The sequence below is a fragment of the uncultured Algibacter sp. genome (assembly GCF_947495925.1).
Lineage (GTDB): Bacteria > Bacteroidota > Bacteroidia > Flavobacteriales > Flavobacteriaceae > Algibacter_E.
Window position 1 is genome coordinate 1 of sequence record NZ_CANMAU010000004.1, and the last position, 22,523, is coordinate 22,523.

Annotated in this window: 21 protein-coding genes; 2 read left to right on the forward strand and 19 right to left on the reverse strand. The window is 34.7% G+C overall.

Features of this window, described 5'->3' with window-relative positions; genetic code table 11:
- Nucleotides 1-471, forward strand: a 471-nt coding sequence (locus Q0857_RS09075; protein WP_298534117.1) for a T9SS type A sorting domain-containing protein, incomplete at its 5' end; no start/stop codon positions are given.
- Nucleotides 472-659: 188 nt separating this feature from the next.
- Here the strand turns inward: Q0857_RS09075 and Q0857_RS09080 are convergent.
- Nucleotides 660-1,712, reverse strand: a complete 1,053-nt coding sequence (locus Q0857_RS09080) for a DUF481 domain-containing protein (RefSeq protein ID WP_298534120.1) — start codon at nt 1,710-1,712, stop codon at nt 660-662.
- Nucleotides 1,713-1,815: 103 nt separating this feature from the next.
- Nucleotides 1,816-2,472, reverse strand: coding sequence for a hypothetical protein (locus Q0857_RS09085; RefSeq protein WP_298534123.1), 657 nt, complete (start codon nt 2,470-2,472; stop codon nt 1,816-1,818).
- Nucleotides 2,473-2,642: 170 nt separating this feature from the next.
- Between Q0857_RS09085 and Q0857_RS09090 the strand changes: the two genes are divergently transcribed.
- Complete coding sequence (locus Q0857_RS09090; protein ID WP_298534126.1) at nt 2,643-4,808, forward strand: tetratricopeptide repeat protein; 2,166 nt, start codon at nt 2,643-2,645, stop codon at nt 4,806-4,808.
- Here the strand turns inward: Q0857_RS09090 and Q0857_RS09095 are convergent.
- The 17 genes from Q0857_RS09095 to Q0857_RS09175 all read right to left on the reverse strand — a co-directional run bounded on the left by Q0857_RS09095 (nt 4,801) and on the right by Q0857_RS09175 (nt 22,460).
- A complete protein-coding gene (locus tag Q0857_RS09095) occupies nt 4,801-6,153 on the reverse strand; it encodes a BatD family protein (RefSeq protein ID WP_298534129.1) in 1,353 nt (450 codons plus the stop codon). The two genes, Q0857_RS09090 and Q0857_RS09095, sit on opposite strands and share 8 nt — an antisense overlap.
- Complete coding sequence (locus Q0857_RS09100) at nt 6,147-7,850, reverse strand: VWA domain-containing protein (RefSeq protein WP_298534131.1); 1,704 nt, start codon at nt 7,848-7,850, stop codon at nt 6,147-6,149. Before Q0857_RS09100 ends, Q0857_RS09095 begins: the two co-directional genes overlap by 7 nt.
- A complete protein-coding gene (locus tag Q0857_RS09105) occupies nt 7,850-8,842 on the reverse strand; it encodes a VWA domain-containing protein (RefSeq protein WP_298534134.1) in 993 nt (330 codons plus the stop codon). The genes Q0857_RS09100 and Q0857_RS09105 overlap by 1 nt, the downstream gene beginning before the upstream one ends.
- Entirely contained in the window at nt 8,835-9,308 is a 474-nt protein-coding gene (locus Q0857_RS09110; protein WP_298534136.1) for a DUF4381 domain-containing protein, read from the reverse strand. Before Q0857_RS09110 ends, Q0857_RS09105 begins: the two co-directional genes overlap by 8 nt.
- A gap of 9 nt (nt 9,309-9,317) precedes the next feature.
- A complete protein-coding gene (locus Q0857_RS09115) occupies nt 9,318-10,256 on the reverse strand; it encodes a DUF58 domain-containing protein (RefSeq protein ID WP_298534139.1) in 939 nt (312 codons plus the stop codon).
- 10 nt (nt 10,257-10,266) lie between these two features.
- Complete coding sequence (locus Q0857_RS09120; RefSeq protein WP_189362506.1) at nt 10,267-11,235, reverse strand: AAA family ATPase; 969 nt, start codon at nt 11,233-11,235, stop codon at nt 10,267-10,269.
- Between the two features lie 31 nt (nt 11,236-11,266).
- Nucleotides 11,267-12,301, reverse strand: a complete 1,035-nt coding sequence (locus Q0857_RS09125; protein WP_298534145.1) for an HAD family hydrolase — start codon at nt 12,299-12,301, stop codon at nt 11,267-11,269.
- A 61-nt stretch (nt 12,302-12,362) separates the two neighbouring features.
- The gene (locus tag Q0857_RS09130) at nt 12,363-13,871 is read right to left on the reverse strand and encodes an arylsulfatase (protein ID WP_298534148.1); all 1,509 of its coding nucleotides are present in this window, start codon (nt 13,869-13,871) and stop codon (nt 12,363-12,365) included.
- 115 nt (nt 13,872-13,986) lie between these two features.
- Entirely contained in the window at nt 13,987-14,922 is a 936-nt protein-coding gene (locus Q0857_RS09135; RefSeq protein WP_298534151.1) for a transporter, read from the reverse strand.
- Nucleotides 14,915-15,967 (reverse strand): AI-2E family transporter, encoded by a 1,053-nt coding sequence (locus Q0857_RS09140; RefSeq protein WP_298534153.1) that lies wholly within the window; start codon nt 15,965-15,967, stop codon nt 14,915-14,917. The genes Q0857_RS09135 and Q0857_RS09140 overlap by 8 nt, the downstream gene beginning before the upstream one ends.
- A gap of 12 nt (nt 15,968-15,979) precedes the next feature.
- Nucleotides 15,980-16,669 carry a hypothetical protein gene (locus tag Q0857_RS09145; protein WP_298534155.1) on the reverse strand — a complete coding sequence of 230 codons (690 nt, stop codon included), beginning with the start codon at nt 16,667-16,669 and terminating at the stop codon, nt 15,980-15,982.
- Between the two features lie 56 nt (nt 16,670-16,725).
- Nucleotides 16,726-17,880: a BamA/TamA family outer membrane protein gene (locus tag Q0857_RS09150; RefSeq protein WP_367278091.1), complete on the reverse strand. Its 1,155-nt coding sequence runs from the start codon at nt 17,878-17,880 to the stop codon at nt 16,726-16,728.
- Nucleotides 17,877-18,416 (reverse strand): YSC84-related protein, encoded by a 540-nt coding sequence (locus Q0857_RS09155; RefSeq protein ID WP_298534158.1) that lies wholly within the window; start codon nt 18,414-18,416, stop codon nt 17,877-17,879. The genes Q0857_RS09150 and Q0857_RS09155 overlap by 4 nt, the downstream gene beginning before the upstream one ends.
- Nucleotides 18,417-18,486: 70 nt before the next feature.
- Nucleotides 18,487-19,542, reverse strand: coding sequence for a hypothetical protein (locus Q0857_RS09160; RefSeq protein ID WP_298534160.1), 1,056 nt, complete (start codon nt 19,540-19,542; stop codon nt 18,487-18,489).
- A gap of 6 nt (nt 19,543-19,548) precedes the next feature.
- Entirely contained in the window at nt 19,549-20,277 is a 729-nt protein-coding gene (locus Q0857_RS09165) for a porin family protein (protein WP_298534163.1), read from the reverse strand.
- A gap of 9 nt (nt 20,278-20,286) precedes the next feature.
- Nucleotides 20,287-21,309, reverse strand: a complete 1,023-nt coding sequence (locus Q0857_RS09170; protein WP_298534166.1) for a trypsin-like peptidase domain-containing protein — start codon at nt 21,307-21,309, stop codon at nt 20,287-20,289.
- Between the two features lie 86 nt (nt 21,310-21,395).
- Nucleotides 21,396-22,460: a LacI family DNA-binding transcriptional regulator gene (locus tag Q0857_RS09175; protein WP_298534168.1), complete on the reverse strand. Its 1,065-nt coding sequence runs from the start codon at nt 22,458-22,460 to the stop codon at nt 21,396-21,398.
- Nucleotides 22,461-22,523: the final 63 nt, after the last annotated feature.

A 22,523-nucleotide genomic window follows, 5' to 3' on the forward strand; every position in this document is an offset into this window, starting at 1 on the left:
TCATTTGATGTTACAAGCGCAGGTGATTATACGATTCATACCTTGGTTGCGGAGTTAAGTGATTCTACGGATCCGAATTATTTAGATTTAAGTGTAGTTGTACCAGGAACAACAACCGGAGGCGATGTATTAGGGATAGTGACTAGCAATGGATTGTGTGCATCACTTGACGTAACAGGAGCACCTATAGTTGTGGAGCCTACTCTTAGTCTTAATGATACTGATATTATTAATTCTTTTATGGTTTATCCTAACCCTGTAGTCGATTTAATAAGCATTAGTAACGCAAAGAATTTAAATATTAATTCGGTTAAGTTTTCGGATGTCTCAGGAAGAATTGTAAAAGAACTTAATTTTGACAGTAGGATGTCAAATATGACTTTTGATATCTCTGAGTTTACAAGTGGACTTTATATGATACAGGTTAATTCTGATAAAGGTCAATTTATAAAACGAATTATTAAAAAATAATATATTGATTAATCTAAATCAAGATATTAAAACTCCGAGATGAAAGTCTCGGAGTTTTTTATTTATTGCGTTTTTTTTTCTCAAGCAAGAAGATATAACAACACGATAATTACGTCGCTACAAAGTTTAGAAATTTTCAATGACTAATTTGAACACATATGGCTTTTCTAAGTTGCCATTATTGATATTTACTTATTAAACTTCCAGCCTAAACCACTAGTGAAATTATAATCTATTTCATTACCTTCTACAGCCGGTTGGTTATCATAGTTTAAAGTAAATCCTATTTTTATGTAGAAGTCACTAATAATTTTGTATTTACTGGTTACATTAAAATCTGTTCTTAAACGTCCTTTTTCTGACAAACTGGGAAAGATGTTTAAGCTACTCGTTAAATCGAAGTCTTTCATGTCAAATATGTTAAAGTTGTTGAAGATAAAGGCCTCCGTTGATGTTTTATTAAGTGCTTTGTCTACATAATTTTCTATATTGTATGTAAAACCTAAACTCACACCGTAGTATAATTGATTCGTGCTTATTAGAAAGCGACCCGCACCTAAACTTGGGCTAATCCTGGCATCTAACGCTTGTTCTGTATTACTTAAAAATGCAACGCTACTCATAAGGTACCAGGATTTACCTAGTAGTCTTAGGAATTCAATATTAGCGTCTGTTCTTCTGGTGTCTATAGTTTCATCTTGACCAGTACTTAAAGCGTCTAGTGTTCCTGTAATTACAGACTTTTGATCGATATAGCTTAATTCACTACCTATTGATAGTTGAGTAAAACTATTCGCTTTGGTAAAATTGAAGCCTAAATCGAATGAGCCTTTAAATCGATCCCAAAACTTGTCGTATATTTCATCTAATGATGTGATTTCATTAATCCTGTATTGTTCTTCTATACCATCAGGTAATGTCAACGTAAAATAACCTGGTTTTGTAGTTTGTACAAAACCATATCGACGCCTGTTTTGGGTTAGCAGTACAAGGCATTTACGTTCTATACTCAGTGATTCTACTTTTTTGAATTCAACGTGAAAATCAGAATCGCTAAAACTTGTTTTTATAACTAAAACGCCTCTAGCTAAACTTTTTATCTCGCCAACAAGAATAGTTTGGTCCTTAAGTTGAATACTGTCGTTTTGAGATAATCCTATTAGAGGAAAAACTATAAAGAATAAACAAGCAACTTTATGTTGTTTTAAAAAGAATGCTGCTATGAAATGAAGTATAGTCAAGTCTTTCTTATACTAATGGAGTATTTGTATTATTATATTTATCAGTCTAAAATGTAAAATGATTTGTAATTGAAACAAATCATTTTACATCGTTTTTTTTAGATTAAATTCTGAAAACTAGACCGCCACTTACACCGCCCATAACTAACGTACTTCCAACACTTACGCCGCCACCTCCAGTGCCAACATAAAAGCCTCCATAATTAACGGGAAACATTAAATTACCTTGAATGTTGATGCCTACATGCTCAGAAAACATAATGTTTACACCACCTTTAAAAGTAAAGGCGAAATTTGTATCACTGCCGTAAGATGGTATGTTAGGAAAAGAATCTCTGTTTTCATTATTTGGAGTCACGACAACCACGCCTAATGCACCTCCAACAAAAGGTCGAATATTACCATTAGGAAAGTACTTAGTCCCCCCTACTAGAAACCAATCACCATTTACATCGGTTAATCTTGTTTCAACTGGACTTGCAATAATATCTCTTATTCTTATTTCAGAGCTTTGTCTGGTATAGGATACTTCTATCATAGTATCGTCAAAGGTTTCAAATCCTACAGAAATTCCCCATTGATCACTGTCTTTTAATTTTAAGTAATTGTTACCGTAATTTAGTTTAGCACCAAATTGATACCCATATGACGGTATAATTTCTATAGTTTGAGCGTTACCGTTTAATCCAGTAAGGAATAATGCCGACATAAAAATAAAGCTCAAGACAGAAATTTTAAAAGAAGCGTAGTGTTTAATCATAATTAAATTTTTATTAGTTTGAAGTGTAAAAGCTATTTCGTTGAATGTTTTTTAACTATTGCAATTTAATAATAAAATTTAAGCTCTGGCATTTAGTTGTATGAATTTATGGTAAATAAACAGATACTTCTAAATGGTTTTCTTATGTTTGTTTGAGTGAAATTGATTTAATGAATAGTATAAAAAACAACCTTATTTTTTGCATGTTCATTCTGCTTCTTGCAGCTTGTGCAAAAGATAAATATCAAAATTCTAATACCCTAGGTTTTCATGCCGAAGCACCCAGTTATATTGGGTCTAATAATTGTATTGGTTGTCATCAAGAGGCCTATAATACATGGGAAGGGTCACATCATGATTTGGCCATGAAAATAGCCAATGATTCAACAGTGCTAGGCAATTTTAATAATGTAAAAGTAGAAATAGATGGGGTTAGATATAATTTCTTTAAAAGGGACGGTGATTTTTTAGTATCCATAACAGAGATTGATAAAACCGAGGCAGAATATAAAATTACTTATGCCTTTGGGGTAACACCTTTACAACAGTATTTGGTAGACTTTGGTGATGGTAAAAAGCAAGTATTAAGAGTAACTTGGGATGGTGTAGAGAAAAAGTGGTATCATCAATATAAGGGGGATAAAATTGAACCACACGATTGGTTGCATTGGACCCGGAGTGCGCAGAACTGGAATACCATGTGTGCCGAATGCCACTCAACTAATTTAAAAAAGAATTACGATATTGATTCAGATTCATTTAACACGACTTATGATGAAATAAATGTCGCTTGTGAAAGCTGCCACGGACCAGCAAGCAAACATGTAAATTGGGCAAAAGATAACCCTGATGGAAAAGACGCTTATATTATATCAGGAGAAGGTCAAACACAGCAAATGAATCTTTGTGCGCCATGTCATGCCAGACGTGTTAAATTAACTCCTGATTTAAAGCCTGGTGAGACTTTTGAAAATCAATACATGGTTCAAAATATTACACCAAATTTTTATCATGGAGATGGTCAAATAGATGAAGAAGATTATGTGTATGGTTCTTTTAAGCAAAGTAAGATGTATGATGAAGGAGTTACTTGTACAGATTGCCATAATGCCCATTCCTTGAAGCTTAAGTTTAACGATAATAGATTGTGTACACAATGTCATATTTCGGCAGACTATGATACAGAGAAGCATCATTTTCATGAGGCAAATACGAATTCTAGTTTATGTATTAATTGCCATATGACAGGTAAAGATTATATGGGTAACGATTTTAGGCGCGATCATAGTTTTAGAATTCCTAGGCCAGATCAATCTGCTAAATATGGCACGCCAAATGCATGTACAGGTTGTCATCAAGGAAAAAGTAATAAGTGGGCTGCCGATGCCATTGTTAAATGGTATGGAACGGAAAGAGCTAGTCATTTTTCAGATGCTTTGCTATTAAGCAGTAAGGTGAATGTCAGTAATTCGGAACGAGCCATGCTTGATCATTTTATTAATGATTTACAATATCCGGATATTGCTCGAGCAACGGTTATTGAAAACTTAAATTATGATACTCAAGAAAGTTTTAATAGTTTGTTTAAGGCGCTGCAAGATTCGTCTGCAGCTGTTAAGTTTAATGCGCTTATGAAATTTAGAAGCCTGCCTCCAGAAATGCGAAAATCTACTGCATTAAAATACATGGGAGACTCTTTAAGGTTAGTAAGAATTGGAGCAGCACAAATTGTTATGGATATTGATATAAATGAGTTCGAGCCTAAAGATCGTCCAATTGTTGAAGCTACAATGGGCGAACTAGAAACGATGTTGTTTAGTAATGCTGATTTTTCTTCAGGTAGGATGCAATTAGCGGATTATTATATGCAAAAAAATGATATAGGCAATGCTATTAAGCATTATAAAATGGCCCTTGAAAAAGATAGTTTGTTAATACCTGTGTATTCAAATTTGGCCACCGCTTATTCATTGAATGGCGATAACGAAAATTCTGAGAAAACCTTAAATACATGGATTAAATTTGCACCGGAACAAGGAAGACCGTACTATTTAAAAGCTTTATTGTATTTTGAATTAAATAAAAATGATGCTGCTGTAGATCAGTTAGAAATAGCTATTCAAAAAGAACCTAGAGATACCAGATCTATGTATAACTTGGCTACATATTATTATCAAAATAATAGAAATGCAAGCAAAGCAGAATACTACATTAAAAAAGCACTAAAACTAGATCCAGAAAATAAAGAGTTTAAATATCTATTGGCTTTGGTTTATAAAAACCTCGGGCAGGTTAGAAAAGGGCAAGCTATATTGGATGAACTCCGGGCTAATTAATAGATGTAGGATTTAGCCATTTATTGTTTTTTGTGGCAAGTTTTTTTGTGTGGCTTTGATTTTTGAAATATTCATCTCGGGTTGTTTTGATCGCTTCTAAAACATTACTGTATAAAGTGACTTTTGTTTTTTCTTTTTTGAATACAGAATGGCTTAATTCTGAGAGTGTTTGATGTAATGCATTAGAATTACTGTGTTCTACTAAATCTTCTAAGGTTTCAAATTCTGGGTTTAATTTTTTCACCCAGGTATGGCTTGCTCCGGAAAAAGCAAAGTAGTCATGATGATTTAAGGCTTTTTTAAGTTTATTAAAGGCAAAGGTTTCTGAATGTAAATAGAGCGCTCTTTTATGCTTTATAAAGGTATTAAGGCGTTTTATCAGATAAATAGCAACGAAACCAATAACCAAAACAAAAATTAAATACTTAACGAATGTTTTTGGGGTTAAGCCAAAAATTAAAAAGGGTTTTTCTTGAGTTTCGGTGGCTTCAATAGTGTCCTTTTGTAACGATTTTTTTATGCTTGAGAGCATGCTTAAATCCGGATTAGGTTTCACTTGAATCATCACAGAATCGATATGTTTTCTGTAGAATTTTTTATTATTTGAATTCCAATACATGTATTCTGTTGCAGGAAAAATAACTTCACCCTCTTTTTCAAAAAGGTAGTTAACGGTTTCTGAACGTGAAGCAGAAATGGCTGTTTTTGACTTTTTAGTATTTACTTTTGCACGCCTAGGATAAACACTTATTCCTGGAATGCTATCCCAAATAGATGCGGGTATGAATTCGGCCATGGTCCCGCCTGCAGATCTGTCAATAGTGCGCTGTACCACGTCTCCCACCTTGATGTTATCTAGAGCAGTAGACCATTTTTGATTTACGTTTAAATAAGTTGCTACTAACCAATTGTTTGGATTGTACCCCAAAGGCACAGGTAATACATTAAAGCTTTTTGGTTTGGTTGTCACGGTTTTCTTAAGACCCTTATAATCTCCTGGTTTAGGTGACGCAATATTTATGGATAAACTGGGGATGGTAATCTGACCTTCTTCTGTTGGAAATACATTGTAATAAAAACTAACACCAGCGTAATTTTTACCACTAAATGCTCTACTGTTACTAACCGAACGAAAATAAACGGTAAGTGCATTATCAATTTGAATATTGCCTAAATCAACACCTTCGGTAAACCATGTTGAGGTATATACAGAAACGGTTAGTTTCACGGGCTGTCCAATATAGGCTTCATTAGTGTTAACAGTGGCGTAAGCAATAATGTTTTGACTCATGCCTATGAAAGGCAACAAGAAAAAAGCTATGACAATTCCAATGTTTTTTACCATGATGCATCAGTTTTTTGAACTTCAACAATTCCTTTCTTTACCTGATATTTAAACTTTCTTGTTAAAAAAAGTGCAGGGTCGTCATCAACTTTTCGCATTAAAATGTTTTTTGGAAGTTCCCCTTGCCCCGATTTAAAGTCGTCTGGTAATTCATCTAACTCTTTGCCTTTTCTTTTATCTGTTTCGGTAGTTTCCTCTAATCGTTGTTTCTCCATATCTTTTTTAGTGGCTTCTTGTCCACCGCCACTTAAATCTTCTGGAGATTTGTTTTGTTTGTTCTTTGCAGCTTTTTTGTCATTTTTGATATTGCTTTCTTCTTGTTGCGAGGCCATTTTATCCTTAGCTGTAATAATTTGTTTAAGATTAGAACTTGCATTTTCATTTGACGGATCTTTCTGAAGTACTTTTTCAAAGACCGCTTGAGAGGCATCTAGCTTGCCCAACTTAGCATAGGTTAGGCCTAAGTTATATAAGCCATTGACAGTCGTGTCTTTTTTAAATGCAGATTCTGCACTTAAATAATCACCACCTTTATAGTACGCTACACCTTTATGCATGGGGTCATCAAAACCTGAGGCAGCTTTTAAGTAGTTTTCAGAGTCATAGTCTTGTTGGGCTTGATAAGCTTTAGTGTACCATAAATCTTTGAATTTAAATTTTGTGACTTCTTTTGTTGTATTCTTGGAGCAGGATTGAAGAAATAAGGCTAGTATAATAAGGTTGATAGACCAACCTTTTCTGAAGCTAAACATAAAAATAAAGGCGAGCGGAAAAATTAGCCAGTAACCATTGTCTTGCCAATCTTCCTCTTCTTGATTGGTTTGGTCTTCAAAAACCAAATCGTCACTTATGGCTTTGGCCAAATCTTTAACATCGCTATCATCCAACGTTATTTCCAAAATATCTACGGCCTCCATTTCTGATAAAGCATTTAGTTTAGAAATATTTAAAGCTGAGTTTTCCTTGGTTGTTGGTATTTTTGCACCGCCTTGGGAACCTAACGGATAGATAAAAAGCTGTACGTTATTGTCCTGCAAAAAGACACTAACCTGCTCTAGTGATAGGTCTTCTAAATCATCAGTTACTAAAAGTATTTTTCCTTTGGCTTTGTTCCCGTTAAAGAGCGTATCCATTTTTTTAAATAGGCCGTTGTATTCGGTACCTTGTGCTGGCATCATTTTGGGTTGTAATCCATCGAGTTGATCCAGAATAATTTTATAATCTGTTGTAAAAGGAATCGCAGTATGCGTGGAACCGGCGTAAACTAGTAAATTAGTTGCTGCCCTGGGACCAGCTTCTAAGAGATCACGAATTTTAAACTTAGCACGTTCTAGTCGGTTAGGAGAAACATCTTCTGCTAACATGCTTTTAGATAAGTCTAGAGCAATCACAAATTGGGATTCAACCTTTTTAGCAGGCGCTTTAATTTGATTCCAAGTAGGGCCTAAAAAGCTAATAATCCCAATGATAAACATTAGAATGACAGATGTGCGTATAATATAGGATTTCCAAGACGTTCCTTTTTTAATCACATAAGGTCGCAAATGAGGTGCAATATGTTTTTTCCAAGCATTAGATTCTCTATAGAATAGGAATCCAATGATTAAAAATAAAACGGCTCCAATCCCTAAATACAAATACTCGATTCGTAAAAAGTGAAAGTCTTCCCAATTGATATGTTCAATGTTTTGCGTCATCAACGGTTTGTAAAACGTTTAAAAATTATCACAATATTGTTTGTCATGATTAAAACAAACCCAAAAATTAGGGCTGCTCCTAAAGGATAATAATAAAGTAATGTTTTAGGAGTATAACTTTCTTCTTCATATTCAACAGGCTCAAGCTTTTCAAGTTCAGCATATATGTTTTCTAATGCTTCGGTATCTTTTGCTCTAAAATATTGTCCTTTTGTAAGTTCCGCAATCTCTGTCAGGGTGCGTTCATCTAAATCTGATCCAAGATTCCCTGGGTCGCCAATACCTACAGTGTATATTATTGTAGAGTCTTTTTTTGCCATATTCGCTGCATCTAAAGGAAGAATATCCATGCCGCTGTCAACCCCATCCGTGAGTAGTAAAATAACTTTATTGGGTATGGTATCTCTTTCAAACATATCCATACCTTTTACAATCGCCTTTCCAATATTGGTCATTTGCCCAGCCATACCAACATCTGCTTCATCAAGCATGGTTTGTACGGTTTTAAGATCTGTGGTAAAAGGTGCCTGTATGTAGGCGTTACTTGCAAAAAAAATAAGCCCCATTTTATCGCTTTCTCGTTTTACAATAAAATCTTGCATGATATTCTTTACGGCCTCCCAACGTGTAACTTTTTTGTTGTTAATCATCCAGTCATTATTGGCCATGCTGAAGGATAAATCGGCAAGAATTAGAAAATTTCGAGATGTTTTTACTTTTCTTTCGGGTTTACCAACCAATTCCGGAGAAGCCATAGCCGATAAAAGCAACAGCCAAATAATAAACATACAAAATGATGAAAACCAAGATCGATTTTTTATGTGTGAGGCTTTTTTAGGTTTCTGATTAGCTGTTTTAGAACTGGCATCAAAATAGGGATAAATCAAAGCGGTACTTCGGTTTTTTATAGCTGGTAATATCCAATAAATTAGAATTGGAAGCACCGCTAAAAAAGCGACATACGGATATGCAAATTGAAAATTTTCAGGCATGATGCTTAATCCATTTTATACTGTTACTTGCAAATTCATCCATTTTAAAACTATCTGAATTGGTGTATTCACCTTTATAAACCGCCGAAGCAATACTGGTTTTATACTTAATAAATACGGCTTGATTGAGTTTGCTGTCTAAAAAATTAAGCCAATTTTCACCTTCTAGTGAGGCGACTTGTTTTCTATTATAGGTTTGTAATGCCGTTTGTTTCAACAAAAACATAATTTGAACAATATTGGTGCTTATTGTGTTCTCTTTAGAATGCATTAGTTTTTGTATGTTGGAAATAGCAGTTCTGCGATAAGCATTTTGTTTATATTTTTTATAGTATATGTATGCTATAAAAAGGATTAAGCAGGCCAATACTATAAATAGAATTTTCCATCCGATAGTGTCCATCGTAAAAGGTATAGGGTCTGGAGTGATAATTGGACTTAATTCAATATTTTGATCCTGTTGCATGTAGTCAAATTATTTATGGTAATTACTAAAGACTTCAATGAGTTGCTCTTCAATAGGGCTTGAAGTATTAACTTGAAACAAATTAATATTGTATTTCTCTAATTCAGCCTTAAAATTTTTGCAGTTTGTTTTGAATGATTGACTTAGTTTTTCTTTGAGTTTTTTATTGTCTCCATTTAAATTGACTTGATACGTATGGTCTGTGATGATCATTTTTTCATTGGGAACATCGGCTTCTAATTCATCATAAACTTGCATTAAAACAAGGTCATTATGCAATGCGAGTTGACTTAAGTATTGTAATACTGAATCGTTATACCTATGAAAATCGCTGATAATAAAAACTAGAAAGTCATGGGTAACAATATTATTTATTTTGGCAAAAATATCGGTTAAAGAGGCCTCAAAATTAAAATCTTTTACATTGTAAATATCTTGATTTGCCTCAATAATTTTTTGTAGAAAATAAATGATATTTCTTGGGTCTCGTTTTGGAGTTATTAGGTCGTATTGATCTCCAGTATACACCATGCCTCCAATACGATCGCCTCCTTTTTTTATTTTGTGGGCAATAATAGAAGCCAATTCTCCAGCTACAACTGCTTTCGTTTTTTCCTGAGAACCAAAACCCATAGATGTCGACTGATCCACAAAAATAAATGCTGGTTTTTCTTTTTCTTCAGTGAAGACTTTAGTGTGTGTTTTGCCTGTTTTGGCGGTGACACTCCAGTCAATATTTCTAATATCATCACCTAGAACATAAGGCCTAGATTCTTCAAAATCCAAACCTCTTCCGCGTAAGCGCGAGGCATACCTTCCGGATAAAATACTGTTTGACTTTTTTTTACCAGTGCCTAAATTCAGCACAGAAGCAAACAACTCAAACTTCAAGAGATGTTCAAGGGTTAAAAAAACATTTGGGGGGTTGTCTTCTTTTGTAGATTTCATAGAATGTGCATTAAGCGACTACTGCTACGACCTCAATTAATTTATCAATAACCTGATCTGCGGTAACGCCTTCGGCTCTGGCTTTATAACTTAAAGCCAACCTATGACGTAATACGTCTTTGATGGTCTGATGAATATCTTCAGGTGTAACATAATCTCTGTTTTGCATCCATGCATGTACTCTGCTGCATCTATCTAGGGCGATAGTACCTCGAGGACTTGAGCCAAAATCAATTAATTTGGCAAGTTCTTCATCAAACTTTTCAGGGTAGCGTGTTGCAGAAATTAAACTCACCATATATTTCTCAATATCTTCAGAAGTTTTCACTTGGTTAATCTCTTTTCTAGCATCAAAAATGACTTGCTGCGGAATAATATTGACAGTTTTAGGGCCTTTTTCTTTAGAAGCTTCGCGTTTATTTAGGCGCATAATTTCTAATTCAGATTCGTCATCAGGGTAACTAATTATGGTGTGTACTAAAAAACGATCCATTTGGGCTTCAGGAAGGGGGTAGGTCCCCTCTTGTTCAATGGGGTTTTGGGTAGCCATCACCATGAATAATTCATCCATTTTGTATGTTTTTCCAGAAACCGTTACTTGACGTTCTTCCATGGCTTCAAGCAATGCCGATTGTACTTTGGCCGGTGCTCGGTTAATCTCATCGGCAAGGATTAAATTACTAAAAATGGGGCCTTTTTGGAATACAAATTTTTCCTTTTCACTTGGTAAATAAATCTCAGTACCCGTAATATCCGATGGTAATAAATCAGGCGTGAATTGTATTCTACTCAAACCACAATCTAAATTTTTAGCTAAAGCATTTATAGCTCTAGTTTTTGCCAAACCCGGTAAACCCTCTAATAACATATTACCGTCTGCAAGTAGAACAAGAATAATTCTGTCAATGAGTTGTTCCTGTCCAATGATTGATTTAGACATTTGTTCTTTTAGTGTGGTAATCGATTCAAATGGTGTCATAAAACTTTAATAATTTGATTCTTACTTCTATTTATTTTTCAAACGGATAAATAATCTTCCAGTCGTTTTTAATGTCTATTACCGTCCATCCATCTTTTAAAGCTTGGTCTAGCCCTTTATCTAATTTACCAATATGAGATTCTCTGTCATAAGCCCATTCCCGTTCTGCATCCGTATGATGCACATAAAGCATAAAACTCTTGTAGTTATTAGAAGCAGCGTATTGTAGCATTGGTAAATCTCCATCTGAATTTCCTGATGCAAAAACCGGTTTTTTACCAATAATGGTATTAATGTTAATGGGTTTTCCTTCTTTGTCATCAATAAAATCAAACTCTGCTAAACGCATAATTTTCGGGTCTCCATCATTATATTTGTATTCAGTCTTTAGCCTACTACCTATTATCTTTTCCTTAGGAATACCATAGACTTCCGTTACAAAAGCCCGCATAAAATCGACACCTCCCCCGGAAACAATATAGGTTTGAAAATCATTAGCTCTTAAATAGGCTAATAGTTCTAGCATAGGTTGATATACTAATTTATCAAATCCAACACCTTTGGTAGGGTGCTTAGCTGTTTTTACCCAGTCTTGTACAATGGTTTCAAACTCTTCTGTCGACATGCCTGCATGACTTTCCATAACAAGCGTTAAAATACCATGTTCGCCTTGTTGTATTAAGGTTTTCATATCATCTTCTATAACAGCTTTAAAAGGCTGTTTGTCTTTCCATTCAGGGTGCTCGCTTGCCAGAGCTTTTACCCTGTCTATGGCAAAAAACAATTGAAAATAAGCAGGTTGCTCGCTCCAAAGGTTTCCATCGTTATCAAAAGTGGAAATACGATCCTTTATAGGGATAAAATTTTCACTATTTTCATTAGTAACATCAGAGACAAAGTCTATAATATTTTGTTTTGAAGTCACGTCGTTCCAAGAGGGAAGCGGATCAGCTATTTTCTGAGTTTCATCAGACTTAATAGGTTTGTTTTTTTCTGTATTACAACTTGTAATAAAAGATAGTATTAGAATGAGTACTAAAACGAATGACTTATTTACGGTATACATTATTGATTTAATTTTAAAAAGAATAACCCCATCACACGCGCAATGAGGTTATTTTAAACTATTAGTTTTGTGGTCGTACGGTAAGTGATTGAACGACTTTGTCTATCCCTAACGAACTTCCTTGAACAGGAGGGTATTCCTTAAATGTTTCAAGAAACTTCCCAACATAGGCTTGTGCAGGAACAAAGAGCCACATATTATCTGCATACCATCTTGTATACATTGAAGACTTCCAAGACACTTCAAATGGGTCTGCTCTTAAATTAATTACAATAGGCCATGATGGTGTTTTACGGTAGGCTTCATTAATAGCGCCTTCCATAATAGTGAAATGAATTTTCCAGTTATTGTATCTTAAGGCATTCAGATTGCCACCAGCATCAAAATAAAAGATTTCTTTTCTAGGTGCTTCTTCAATATCACCTTTCCAGAATGGCATCATATTATAACCATCTAAATGAACTTTAAAGGTTTTGCCGTTTGCATTATATCCTTTAAGTAGTTTTTCTTTGATGTCTGGAACTCCTGCAGCTGCGAGTAACGTAGGCATCATGTCTTCATGTGAGTGGATGTCATTAAATATAGTACCTGGTTTGATAACTCCAGGCCATCTTATTAATGAAGGCGCTCTAAAACCACCCTCCCAAGTGGTTCCTTTTTCTCCGGCAAAAGGTGTTGTTCCGCCATCAGGCCATGTGAATTTTTCTGCACCATTATCAGTAGAATACATGATAATGGTGTTGTCAATTATTTTTAGTTCTTCTAATTTAGCGAGAACTTTTCCAATAGCTTTGTCGTGTTCAACCATGCCGTCAGGATAAAGACCAATACCGGTTACACCTTCACTTTCCTCTTTTAAATGGGTCCATACGTGCATACGGGTAGCACTTAACCATACAAAGAAAGGTTTGCCTGCCTCATGTGCCTTTTCAATAAAGCTAATGGCAGCATCTGTAAACTCGTCGTCTGCAGTTTCCATACGTTTTCTAGTCAAAGGACCAGTGTCTTCTATTTTGCCATCTGAATAAGAGTGTATTACGCCTCTTGGTCCGAATTTTTTATGAAACTCCGGGTCCTTTGGATAGTAATAAGATTCAGGCTCTTCCTCGGCATTTAAATGATATAAATTACCATAAAACTCATCAAATCCATGATTTGTTGGCAGGTGTTCATCACGGTCTCCTAAATGGTTTTTACCAAATTGCCCAGAGGTATAGCCTTGCGGTTTAAGCAATTCTGCAATAGTGGGTTGACTGTCTTGAATTCCCTGTTTAGAACCTGGCATACCAATGGTAAGTAATCCTGTTCTAAAAGGATGTTGCCCTAAAATAAATGCTGCTCTACCAGCGGTACAAGACTGTTGCGAGTACCAATCTGTAAACATAGCACCTTCATTTCCAATACGGTCAATGTTTGGTGTTTGGTAGCCCATCATACCATGGTTGTATTTACTGATGTTTCCCCATCCAATATCATCTCCCCATATCACTAGGATATTGGGTTTTTTGTTTTGAGCAAAACTTAGCCCAGTAAAGATTACACAGCATAGAAATAATACTTTTAACTTCATAAAGTAATTTTTAGTGAATAGATTAATTAAGTTAAAGATACGAATATCATTAGCAGATTTTATTCAAGGTTATATAAAATTTTTAAAAAAAAACGAATGAGAATGCTTTGTAGAACTAAAGCAATAAAGCCCAACCTAGAGCAATGGAGTCTGTATTGCTTCCTATGAGTCGTGTTGTTCTGGAATATATGTAAGCCAGTTTTAAAGATTGTCTTTTTGAAATGGTATAGCCAGCAGAAAGCGATACAAGTACATCATTTCGTCTGTCATCTTTAGAAACATGGTTAATAGTAGATTTACTTCCAGTACCAGTTCCGGCACTAATTGATGCCCATAGTTTGGAATCGAATCGCTTAATAATATGTCCTTGGATGGCGAACATGGGTTTTTGGGATCTTGTATTTCCTCCAAAAAAATCGTCGTTATTTGTAAAGAATATAACTGAGCTTGTTAATTCATAAGACCATTTATCACGATTATGTAAAACGCCAATTTGAGGTCTTATAACGAAACGGTTTTGACCAATATTTAATAATTTGTCGGGGTGATATAATCCGGTTGGGATGGTAACTGCAATTGAAGCTCCAACTGTTGTGTTGGTAGGGTTTTCTTTGAAGTATTTAAATAATTCTTTTGGTCCTGACGCTTCAGGACCAATTAGGTTAACTGATAGTCTGATTCTTGAATCTGTAAATCCGTTTCGGTCTGTTGATGCAAATTCGCCATCTAAAATACCTTCCCAATGGGCAAAACTTACAGGTACGCGCACATCTACTCGGGCAAATTTGTTTCCCAACTTAAAAGGGCGTACATATTGTAATATGACGGTGCTTGCACTTACGGTTGCATCTTCTAGATTAATAGCGGGGTCTAATAAAATATCACCACCAGTGTAAGCAAACCCCGCACCAAGTACTTGAGTTCCTAATGGTAAAATATTCCATCTTCTTGGTTCAAGGTCTTGGGAAAACCCGTTTTGTGTAGTCAGAAAACTAATCAAGCAAATGATTAGCAAATAGAGGTTTTGTAATGGTGCGTTTGTTTTATTCATTGTTTGCTGGAGTTAACCAAAACTCATACATTCGATACATTATAGCTAAAACTACTGGTCCAATAAAAAGCCCAATGATACCGTGTAATAACATGCCGCCAATAGCTCCGAGTAAAATAACTATCATAGGCGTTTTTAGCCCTTTTCCTAATAGCATAGGTTTTAAAACGTTATCTGAAAGTGCAACAATAACACTATAAATGGTAAAAATAATAGCCGGAGTTGAATCAGAAGTCGAGAAAACCAAAATAATGGCAGGTATCATAACAATAAGCGCTGGTATCTGAACAATTGCAGCAATAAGCACCAAAAAAGTAAATACCCCAGCTGCCGGCAATCCAATGGCTTTAAAGCCTATAAATGCTAGACCAGCTTGAATAATTGCCACCAAAAGAACCCCTTTAACGACACTTCTAATAACATCTCTAGACATGGTCATGATTTCTTCACCTTCATTGCCCGTAATTTTATCAATAAAACGTTTAGCGCGGTTGCCAGCGGTATTCGAGTTATACATGAAAACTACTGCAATTAGGAAAGAAGCAAATATGGTTAAAAATGCACCAATAAACCCTTTTACACCCGATAATAATCCAGAAGAATATTCTAGTATTTTCTCTTTATGATTCATAATATAGGCTTCAATATTAGTTGAAGCACTAACCCAATTATCATACAATTTTTTTCCAATTAAGGGCCAGTCTTTTACACTTGAGTCGGGTACCGGAATTTCAAGGGTGTGGTTCCTGATACCTTGAATTGTTTCTATAGAAGTTTGCCCTAAAGATTTCGTTAAAAAATAGGTTGGAACGATCAGAAGAGAAACGACAACTACTGTGAATACAATTGCGACAAGTTTCTTTTTAGAATCGCCCATTTTTTTAACCAACCCATTAAACAAAGGAAAAAAGGCTACTGCCAATACTATTGCCCAAACCACGATGATGACAAAAGGTTTAATGATAGAAAAACACCATACTAATAATAATAATAATGTTAGTATCTTAATCACATTGGTAATTGAATTGTCCTTTGTATTATTCATAGTATTAGGTGTTTAGTTAGTCTCAACTTTTTGTAAGCTCTCCAGTATTTTGGATACATATGTTTCTGCTGTTTTATAAGCATCTTTTGGGTTTTTTAATGTGGTAGTAACCACCGCTACCAATTGTTTTTCCTCAGGTTCATCTAAGTTGTAAGCAACAGTTTCAAGAACGTACTCTGTACTTGTGCTCGTTGTAGTTCCTGTAGGAATATAACCACCAAAAGAACTGTAATAAGGCCCGTATGCATATGGATATCTATAGTAACTGTTAAATCCACCATAGTAACCAGGGTAACCATACCCCATGCCCATATATACGCCATTTTGCGTTGTAGTTTGAGTAAGCTTCTTGTCTTTAATAACGGTAAGTATAATAGCATTAAAACCTTCGCTTTTTAAAATACTTTTTATGAAATTCATACGTTCTTCCGTCATTTCTCTTTCGGGGTGAATTTTTGGAGCTTTGGTATAGCTTTCAACGGCATTAAGCCCATGTTGCCTTAAGTCATCAGCTAATTCAAGTTCAAAAGCCACACGAGCTTGATTGTCAGAAGTTCTGGCAATAACAAGTATTTTTTTCTCTTTAAAGAGATCTACTACAGATTCTTCTGCTTTCCAAGCGTTTATAACTTTTACGCCTCCACAGCCTTGAATAAATAATACGATTAATAATAAGGTTGCAACTATGGTAGTTTTTTTCATTTTTTATTGTTTGTTAATTCTTACTTTATATTTCTGTAAATATATAAAACCCATATTTAGAAAGACTCTTCAATGCCAAAATAAATACCAGTATTTCCATCTTTACCAATGCCAACATCCATTCTAAAATTTACCTTTTCTTTTTTATTGAATAAATAACGAAGTCCTCCTCCATAACTATACTTGAGTTCACCAATATTCAAATTTATGATTTCTTCACCAACATCTCCAATACCAGCAAATGCAACAAAACCAAATCTTTTCCAAAAGTATTGTCTGTATTCGCCTTGAAGCATGGCGTAAGTTTGATCTCTATATCTTCCTAAAAAGTAACCACGCATCCTGTTTTGACCGCCTAATGCAGGTAATTCGTAAAAAGGTGCATTTTTGCCTACGCTCTTAACATATAGATTAGTTGCAAAAACTTGATCTTTCTTGAATTCCTTATAGTATCGAGCGTCCAATTCAAACGTGGTATATATAAAATCACTAGGTTCGGGATGTACGATGAATTTAATAGATTGAAAATGGCCAGAAGTGGGATAAAACAAATTATCTCGTCTGTCCCAAAGTAAATTTAGTCCTATACCAAAAATATTTCCTCCCTTAGAACCATTGACTAATTCATTGTTAATAAATTCATTGTTTTTTCCATCAACAATATCGGTGTTCTTATATTCAATAATAAGTCCCGCACGATCTGAAAACAATAAAATAGGAGGTACTTGAACTTCTAATTCAAACTCAAAATCTTGTCTTAAATATTGTTCTGTCCCACTATCTATAGTATTATTTCCAATACCCCAAAACTTGTCAACTCTATAGCCGTATGAAACAGGCATATTAATAACTAGGTTATTAGAATTGAAATAAATACTTGGTTTAATAGAGAATTTATATTGGTCGTTGGAAGTATAATAGGCACCAAACCCAATTTTCGAAGGCCTTAAAGTTTCTGATTTTTTGGTGTAGAACAGAGCTATACCACCTGCTCCAAAAGCAGCTTCAGTTTCGGGTGTATAAAATATGTAAGGGTAGCCATTAAAAGATACCTTTTTGATTTTAGTACTATCCTGTTGCCTAACTATAATAGAGTCTATAGCTTGTTTCCCTTTTTGCGAAAATCCAAAAAAGGGAATGAGAACTGGTAATATTTTGAAAATTTTTTTAAGGGTTATAACGTGATATTTTAATTTATTAAAGTGCCTTATTCTCCAGCCTCATATGTAAAATGTTGTCCTCCAAGTGAGGCCTCATACATTAATCCTCCTTTAGTATGTGTAAATACGGCAACGCCATTTTTATAAGCTACATCAACAGATGCTCCCTTAGTTATGGCTACAGCAGATGCTTGTCCGTCAAATTTTAAGTTCCCGTTTGTAAAGTGCTCAAAGGCTTCTTGGTCTTCAAAGAATATAACTTCACTATATTGCTGACCTCCTAACTGCAGACCTATTGAAGCTTGTTTTAATTTTGACGACCCAACAGCAGTATTATTTTTGTAAACAATTCCTTTACCAGCAGCTCCTCCAATACCAACACCAGCTTTCGTTATTTTAGGAAATACAGCGTATGCGTATGCTTCATTTTTAAAAGTATGTAATTTTGGACTTCTTTCCAGCATTTTGGATAAGGCCGTATCCGCGTCAGTTTTTAATTCTGGTTTCCAACCACCTACTTGAGCTGTTAGTGTTATTGTAAACAAGAAAATGGTACAAAGAGATGAAAATTGTTTTATTGAATTCATAACGAGGGTGTTTTTAGATTAATTACTAAAATTAATCAATTTGATGTAATATAAAATGAGATTTCTGTAATTATAGTAAGAACCTCCAGTTTACCGACAACATAAAAGACTTTCTGTCTCCTATAACACCAGCTTCAGTTCTAAACATCCAATTTTTATTGTGTTGGTATTGCGCGCCAATAATACCATTCCATTTTTCTTTTACTTTTTTATCTAATCCATATCTTATAATGCTTTCTCCATCCGCTCTATCAATGGCATCTACAATAGGTCCTATTGTTTTGTCTGCAATAATTTTTTGGGGTGGAGTAGCAACATTATCATACCAGTCATTATATTGTTCAACAATTTCGTCGGCGCGTTCCCAAGTTTCTGGAGGAAGTGCATCCTTAAGCTTTAACTCACCTACTGTCTCATTACCTAGAGTGACACCCATAGTGCCTGCCCAGACACCAAAATTTCGATAGGGTTTTGTTTTGTGAACAAAGTTGTGACCAACACGAAGTCCAAAGGTGTTTACTTGAACCGATTTTTCTAATAACTCTGGTTTGCTCCATGAAATGTTTCCATCAACAGCTACCCATAAAGGTCCGACGCCTCCTGCAGCCGTAACACCAAACCCACTAGTGGTTAAATTTTGATCAACAACAGATTTTAACTCGACTGGAAAATTAAGATTAACTTCAGTGGTAGAGCTTCCTCGGCCAAATAAACCGTAAACATTTAAAAAGGGTAATACCCATACATCCGGCCTAACCATAAATGTGGTAGCTGTTGAATAGTTGTTTCCAAACTTAATAAAGTCAACTTCGGTAAGCGGTATATCCAAATTATCTGTTTTAATACCTAGTTGCATGTTGTCAATTATAAGCCCCTGTTTTACCCATAAATAGTTAGCCATCAAACCTGTTGGGTAAGGAATATCAAAACCACTTTTATAGGCTTTTTGACCCCATATTGGGAAAACGTTATCATATTTTACTTGTTTAAGGCTATCGGTATAGGCTTCATGCTTACTTCTTACTTTTGTTGTTGCGTATTGCGCGCTAACAGTTATTATGCTAAACGTAATAAATAGGCATGTAAGTAGAAGTTTATCAAGTGTTATTTTTCTTTTTGCTATCATTTTTTTTTAATTTTTTGACGGCGTTTGTTTTTTTTCTTTAGTTTTTTCAGCTCCAATAGGAATATTTACCTTCAAAAATAAACTATTGTGCTTAAAATCATTATGTCCTTTGTAAACATTGGCTAATCCTAAATAATATCTAATACCCACGGTCATTCCATTTTTAGGAAGAAGCTTGTAGCCAGCTCCAAATGCTACGCCGGCGTCAATTCTATTTAACTTATCGGTATTTGAAACTTTCTTTCGTATTTCTACACCAGAAACATCAGAATTAAATTCTACCCAAGCTTTGCGCATATAACCTATTTGGGGTCCCGCTTCAGCGTAAATTCTATTCTTAAAACTGTATTTAATCAATGCCGGAATCAAAAAATATTCAGCATTCTGGCTATATCTTCCATCTTCTGGCTCAGGAGTTATTTCTAAAAAATTTAGGTCGTTCTCAGATAGATTGTTGTCTCCTAGTTTAGATTTTACTAATACGCCGGTATATAGATTCCATTGATTCTTTAAACGAATATCAAAATAGAAGCCTAAGTTAAATTTAGATAAAGGTTTATTGCCCTCGATATTTGATATACTAGATAAATTCATACCGCCTTCTAAGCCAAATTCTAGGCCTTCAGAATTTAATTTGTCACCAAAAATAAGGGACAAAAGTACCTGCGACTGCATGCTCAGTGAAATCAATAAAAACCCTATTAAGAGGCAGGTTTTTAATGGAGAATTCTTCATGTGTTCTTGTTATTTAGATTGTAGTGTTATCACTTTTCCTTCTCTCAAGATAGTGATTTCAAACTTAGTGTCTTTATCAATACTATTGGCGAATTTAGCTAATTTGACTAAAGTTTCATCAACCGTGTTATATTCTATGCCGTTAAAAGCGAGGATGATGTCTCCGCCTAAAATAAGTTTTTGCTTTCCTATAGAGACTTCGGTATCTCCTTCTCTAACACCCATATTGCCTAAAATAGATGAAACAACAACGCGCTGAACTAAAAGTCCGTTTGGCTGAGGTAAATTAAATATTTTAGCTTCTTTACCGCTTAATGAGTATAAATCGGCCCCAAACCAAGGCATTTTATTATCAAGTAATAATTTGGCTGCTAAATTTGAGCTGGAAGCAAACCCAATACCATCGGACCCTCCAGACTTGCTAGTTATATGACTTACAATACCAACTACTTCACCATTAAGATTAAACATGGGTCCCCCAGAATTTCCTTGATTAATAGCGGCATCGGTTTGAATAAAATCGGTATTTGTAAATGGGTTTTTCCCCAGTGTTTGCCGTCTAAATCCACTAACATAACCAGATGACATGGAAAAGCCAACACCTAGAGGAACACCAACAACAAATACTTGCTGTCCAATTTTCATTTTATTAGAATCTCCTAAACTAACTAAAGTGGCGTTGTTTTTTTCTCTTGTTAAACCAATTAAGGCTATGTCTGGTGTTTGGTATGATGAAATAACTTTTGCAGGAATCACTTCGCCATCAGCAAATTGAACCATTAAACTCTTAGGAGCTTTAACCACGTGGGCGGCCGTTACTATTAATCGGTTAGTAACCATGAAACCAGAGCCTAAACCTCCACTAGTTACTGTTTGAGAATTACTAGAACTTTCTGTAATTACTGTGTTTTCTTCTGTGAATATGGCAACCACAGCGGGACTTACTTTTTCATAAATTTTGGAAATATCTTGTGCGGATAAAGATGTTACGAATAAGAGTAAAGTGATAAAGGAAATAGTTATTTTGTTCATTTTAAAGTGTATTAATAAATCAAAGTTAGTATTTACTTTTTTTTTATCCTGCAAGTTAGTTATAAATCATTAAGAAAAGACTTGACTCACTTTGATACTTTTTTTGAAGAAGCCCGAACTACCAATTCTGCATCCAAAATAATCTTGTTTAATAATTGCTTAACAGAAGATTGTTTGGCGTGATCTAAAAATGTTTTAGCAGCCAGCTTACCAATTTCCGCACTATGTTGATTTATACTAGAAATAGAAGGTGTAACCATAGAAGTAAAAGGTTCGTCTCCAAAACCAACCAATGCAATGTCATCCGGAACATTAATATTTTGTTCATTTAATATTTGAAGCGCGCCTAGAGCAGCATAATCTCCTGCAACATATACGGCATCTGGTCTGTGATTTAACTTTAGTAATTGCTGCATTTTGGCTCTACCATCTTTAATGGTAAGGTTACTTTCTACTAGAAGTTCATCATCTAAAGGTAAGCTGTGTTTTTTTATAGCATCAACGTATCCCCGAATTCTGTTGTTAAAAATACGCGTGCGCTTATATCCTCCAATATGAGCAATACGTTTGCACCCTTGCTTTATAAGGTGTTCAACAATCATATGGCTGCTTTCATAGTCATTAATACCTATATAATCAACATTTAAATCATTTTCTCCACGGTCAAAAAGAATTAAAGGAATTCCTTTAGATTTAACTTTTTCGTAATATTTTAAATCAATAGTCTCATTGGCCATAGAAGCTATAATGCCATCAACTTGAGTAAATAATAAGGTGTCAATACTATCGCATTCCTTTTTGTAAGATTCGTTTGATTGAGTTATTATTATGTTGTAACCTTCTTTGTTCAGAACTTCTTCCATATTTTCAATGACAGAAGAAAAAAAGTTACTATTTGTTCTCGGTACAATAACTCCAACTAAGTTACTTTTTCCACTTCTTAAAGCACTAGCTAGATGATTTGGCTGGTAGTTTAGATTTTTGGCAACCTGCCTAACCGCTTTTTTCGTCTTAGCACTTATTCTAGAGTCATCATGTAATGCTTTAGAAACTGCGGCAGCAGAGATGTTTAAGACGTTGGCAATATCTTTTATTGTAGTTTTCTTTTTGATATTCGAATTTTTTATATCTTTGCTTGAACGTTTAAGCAAATATAGCACGTTAGTTTTTTATAAACAAAATCAAAAGTATAATCTTAGGTTTTGTTTTTTTTA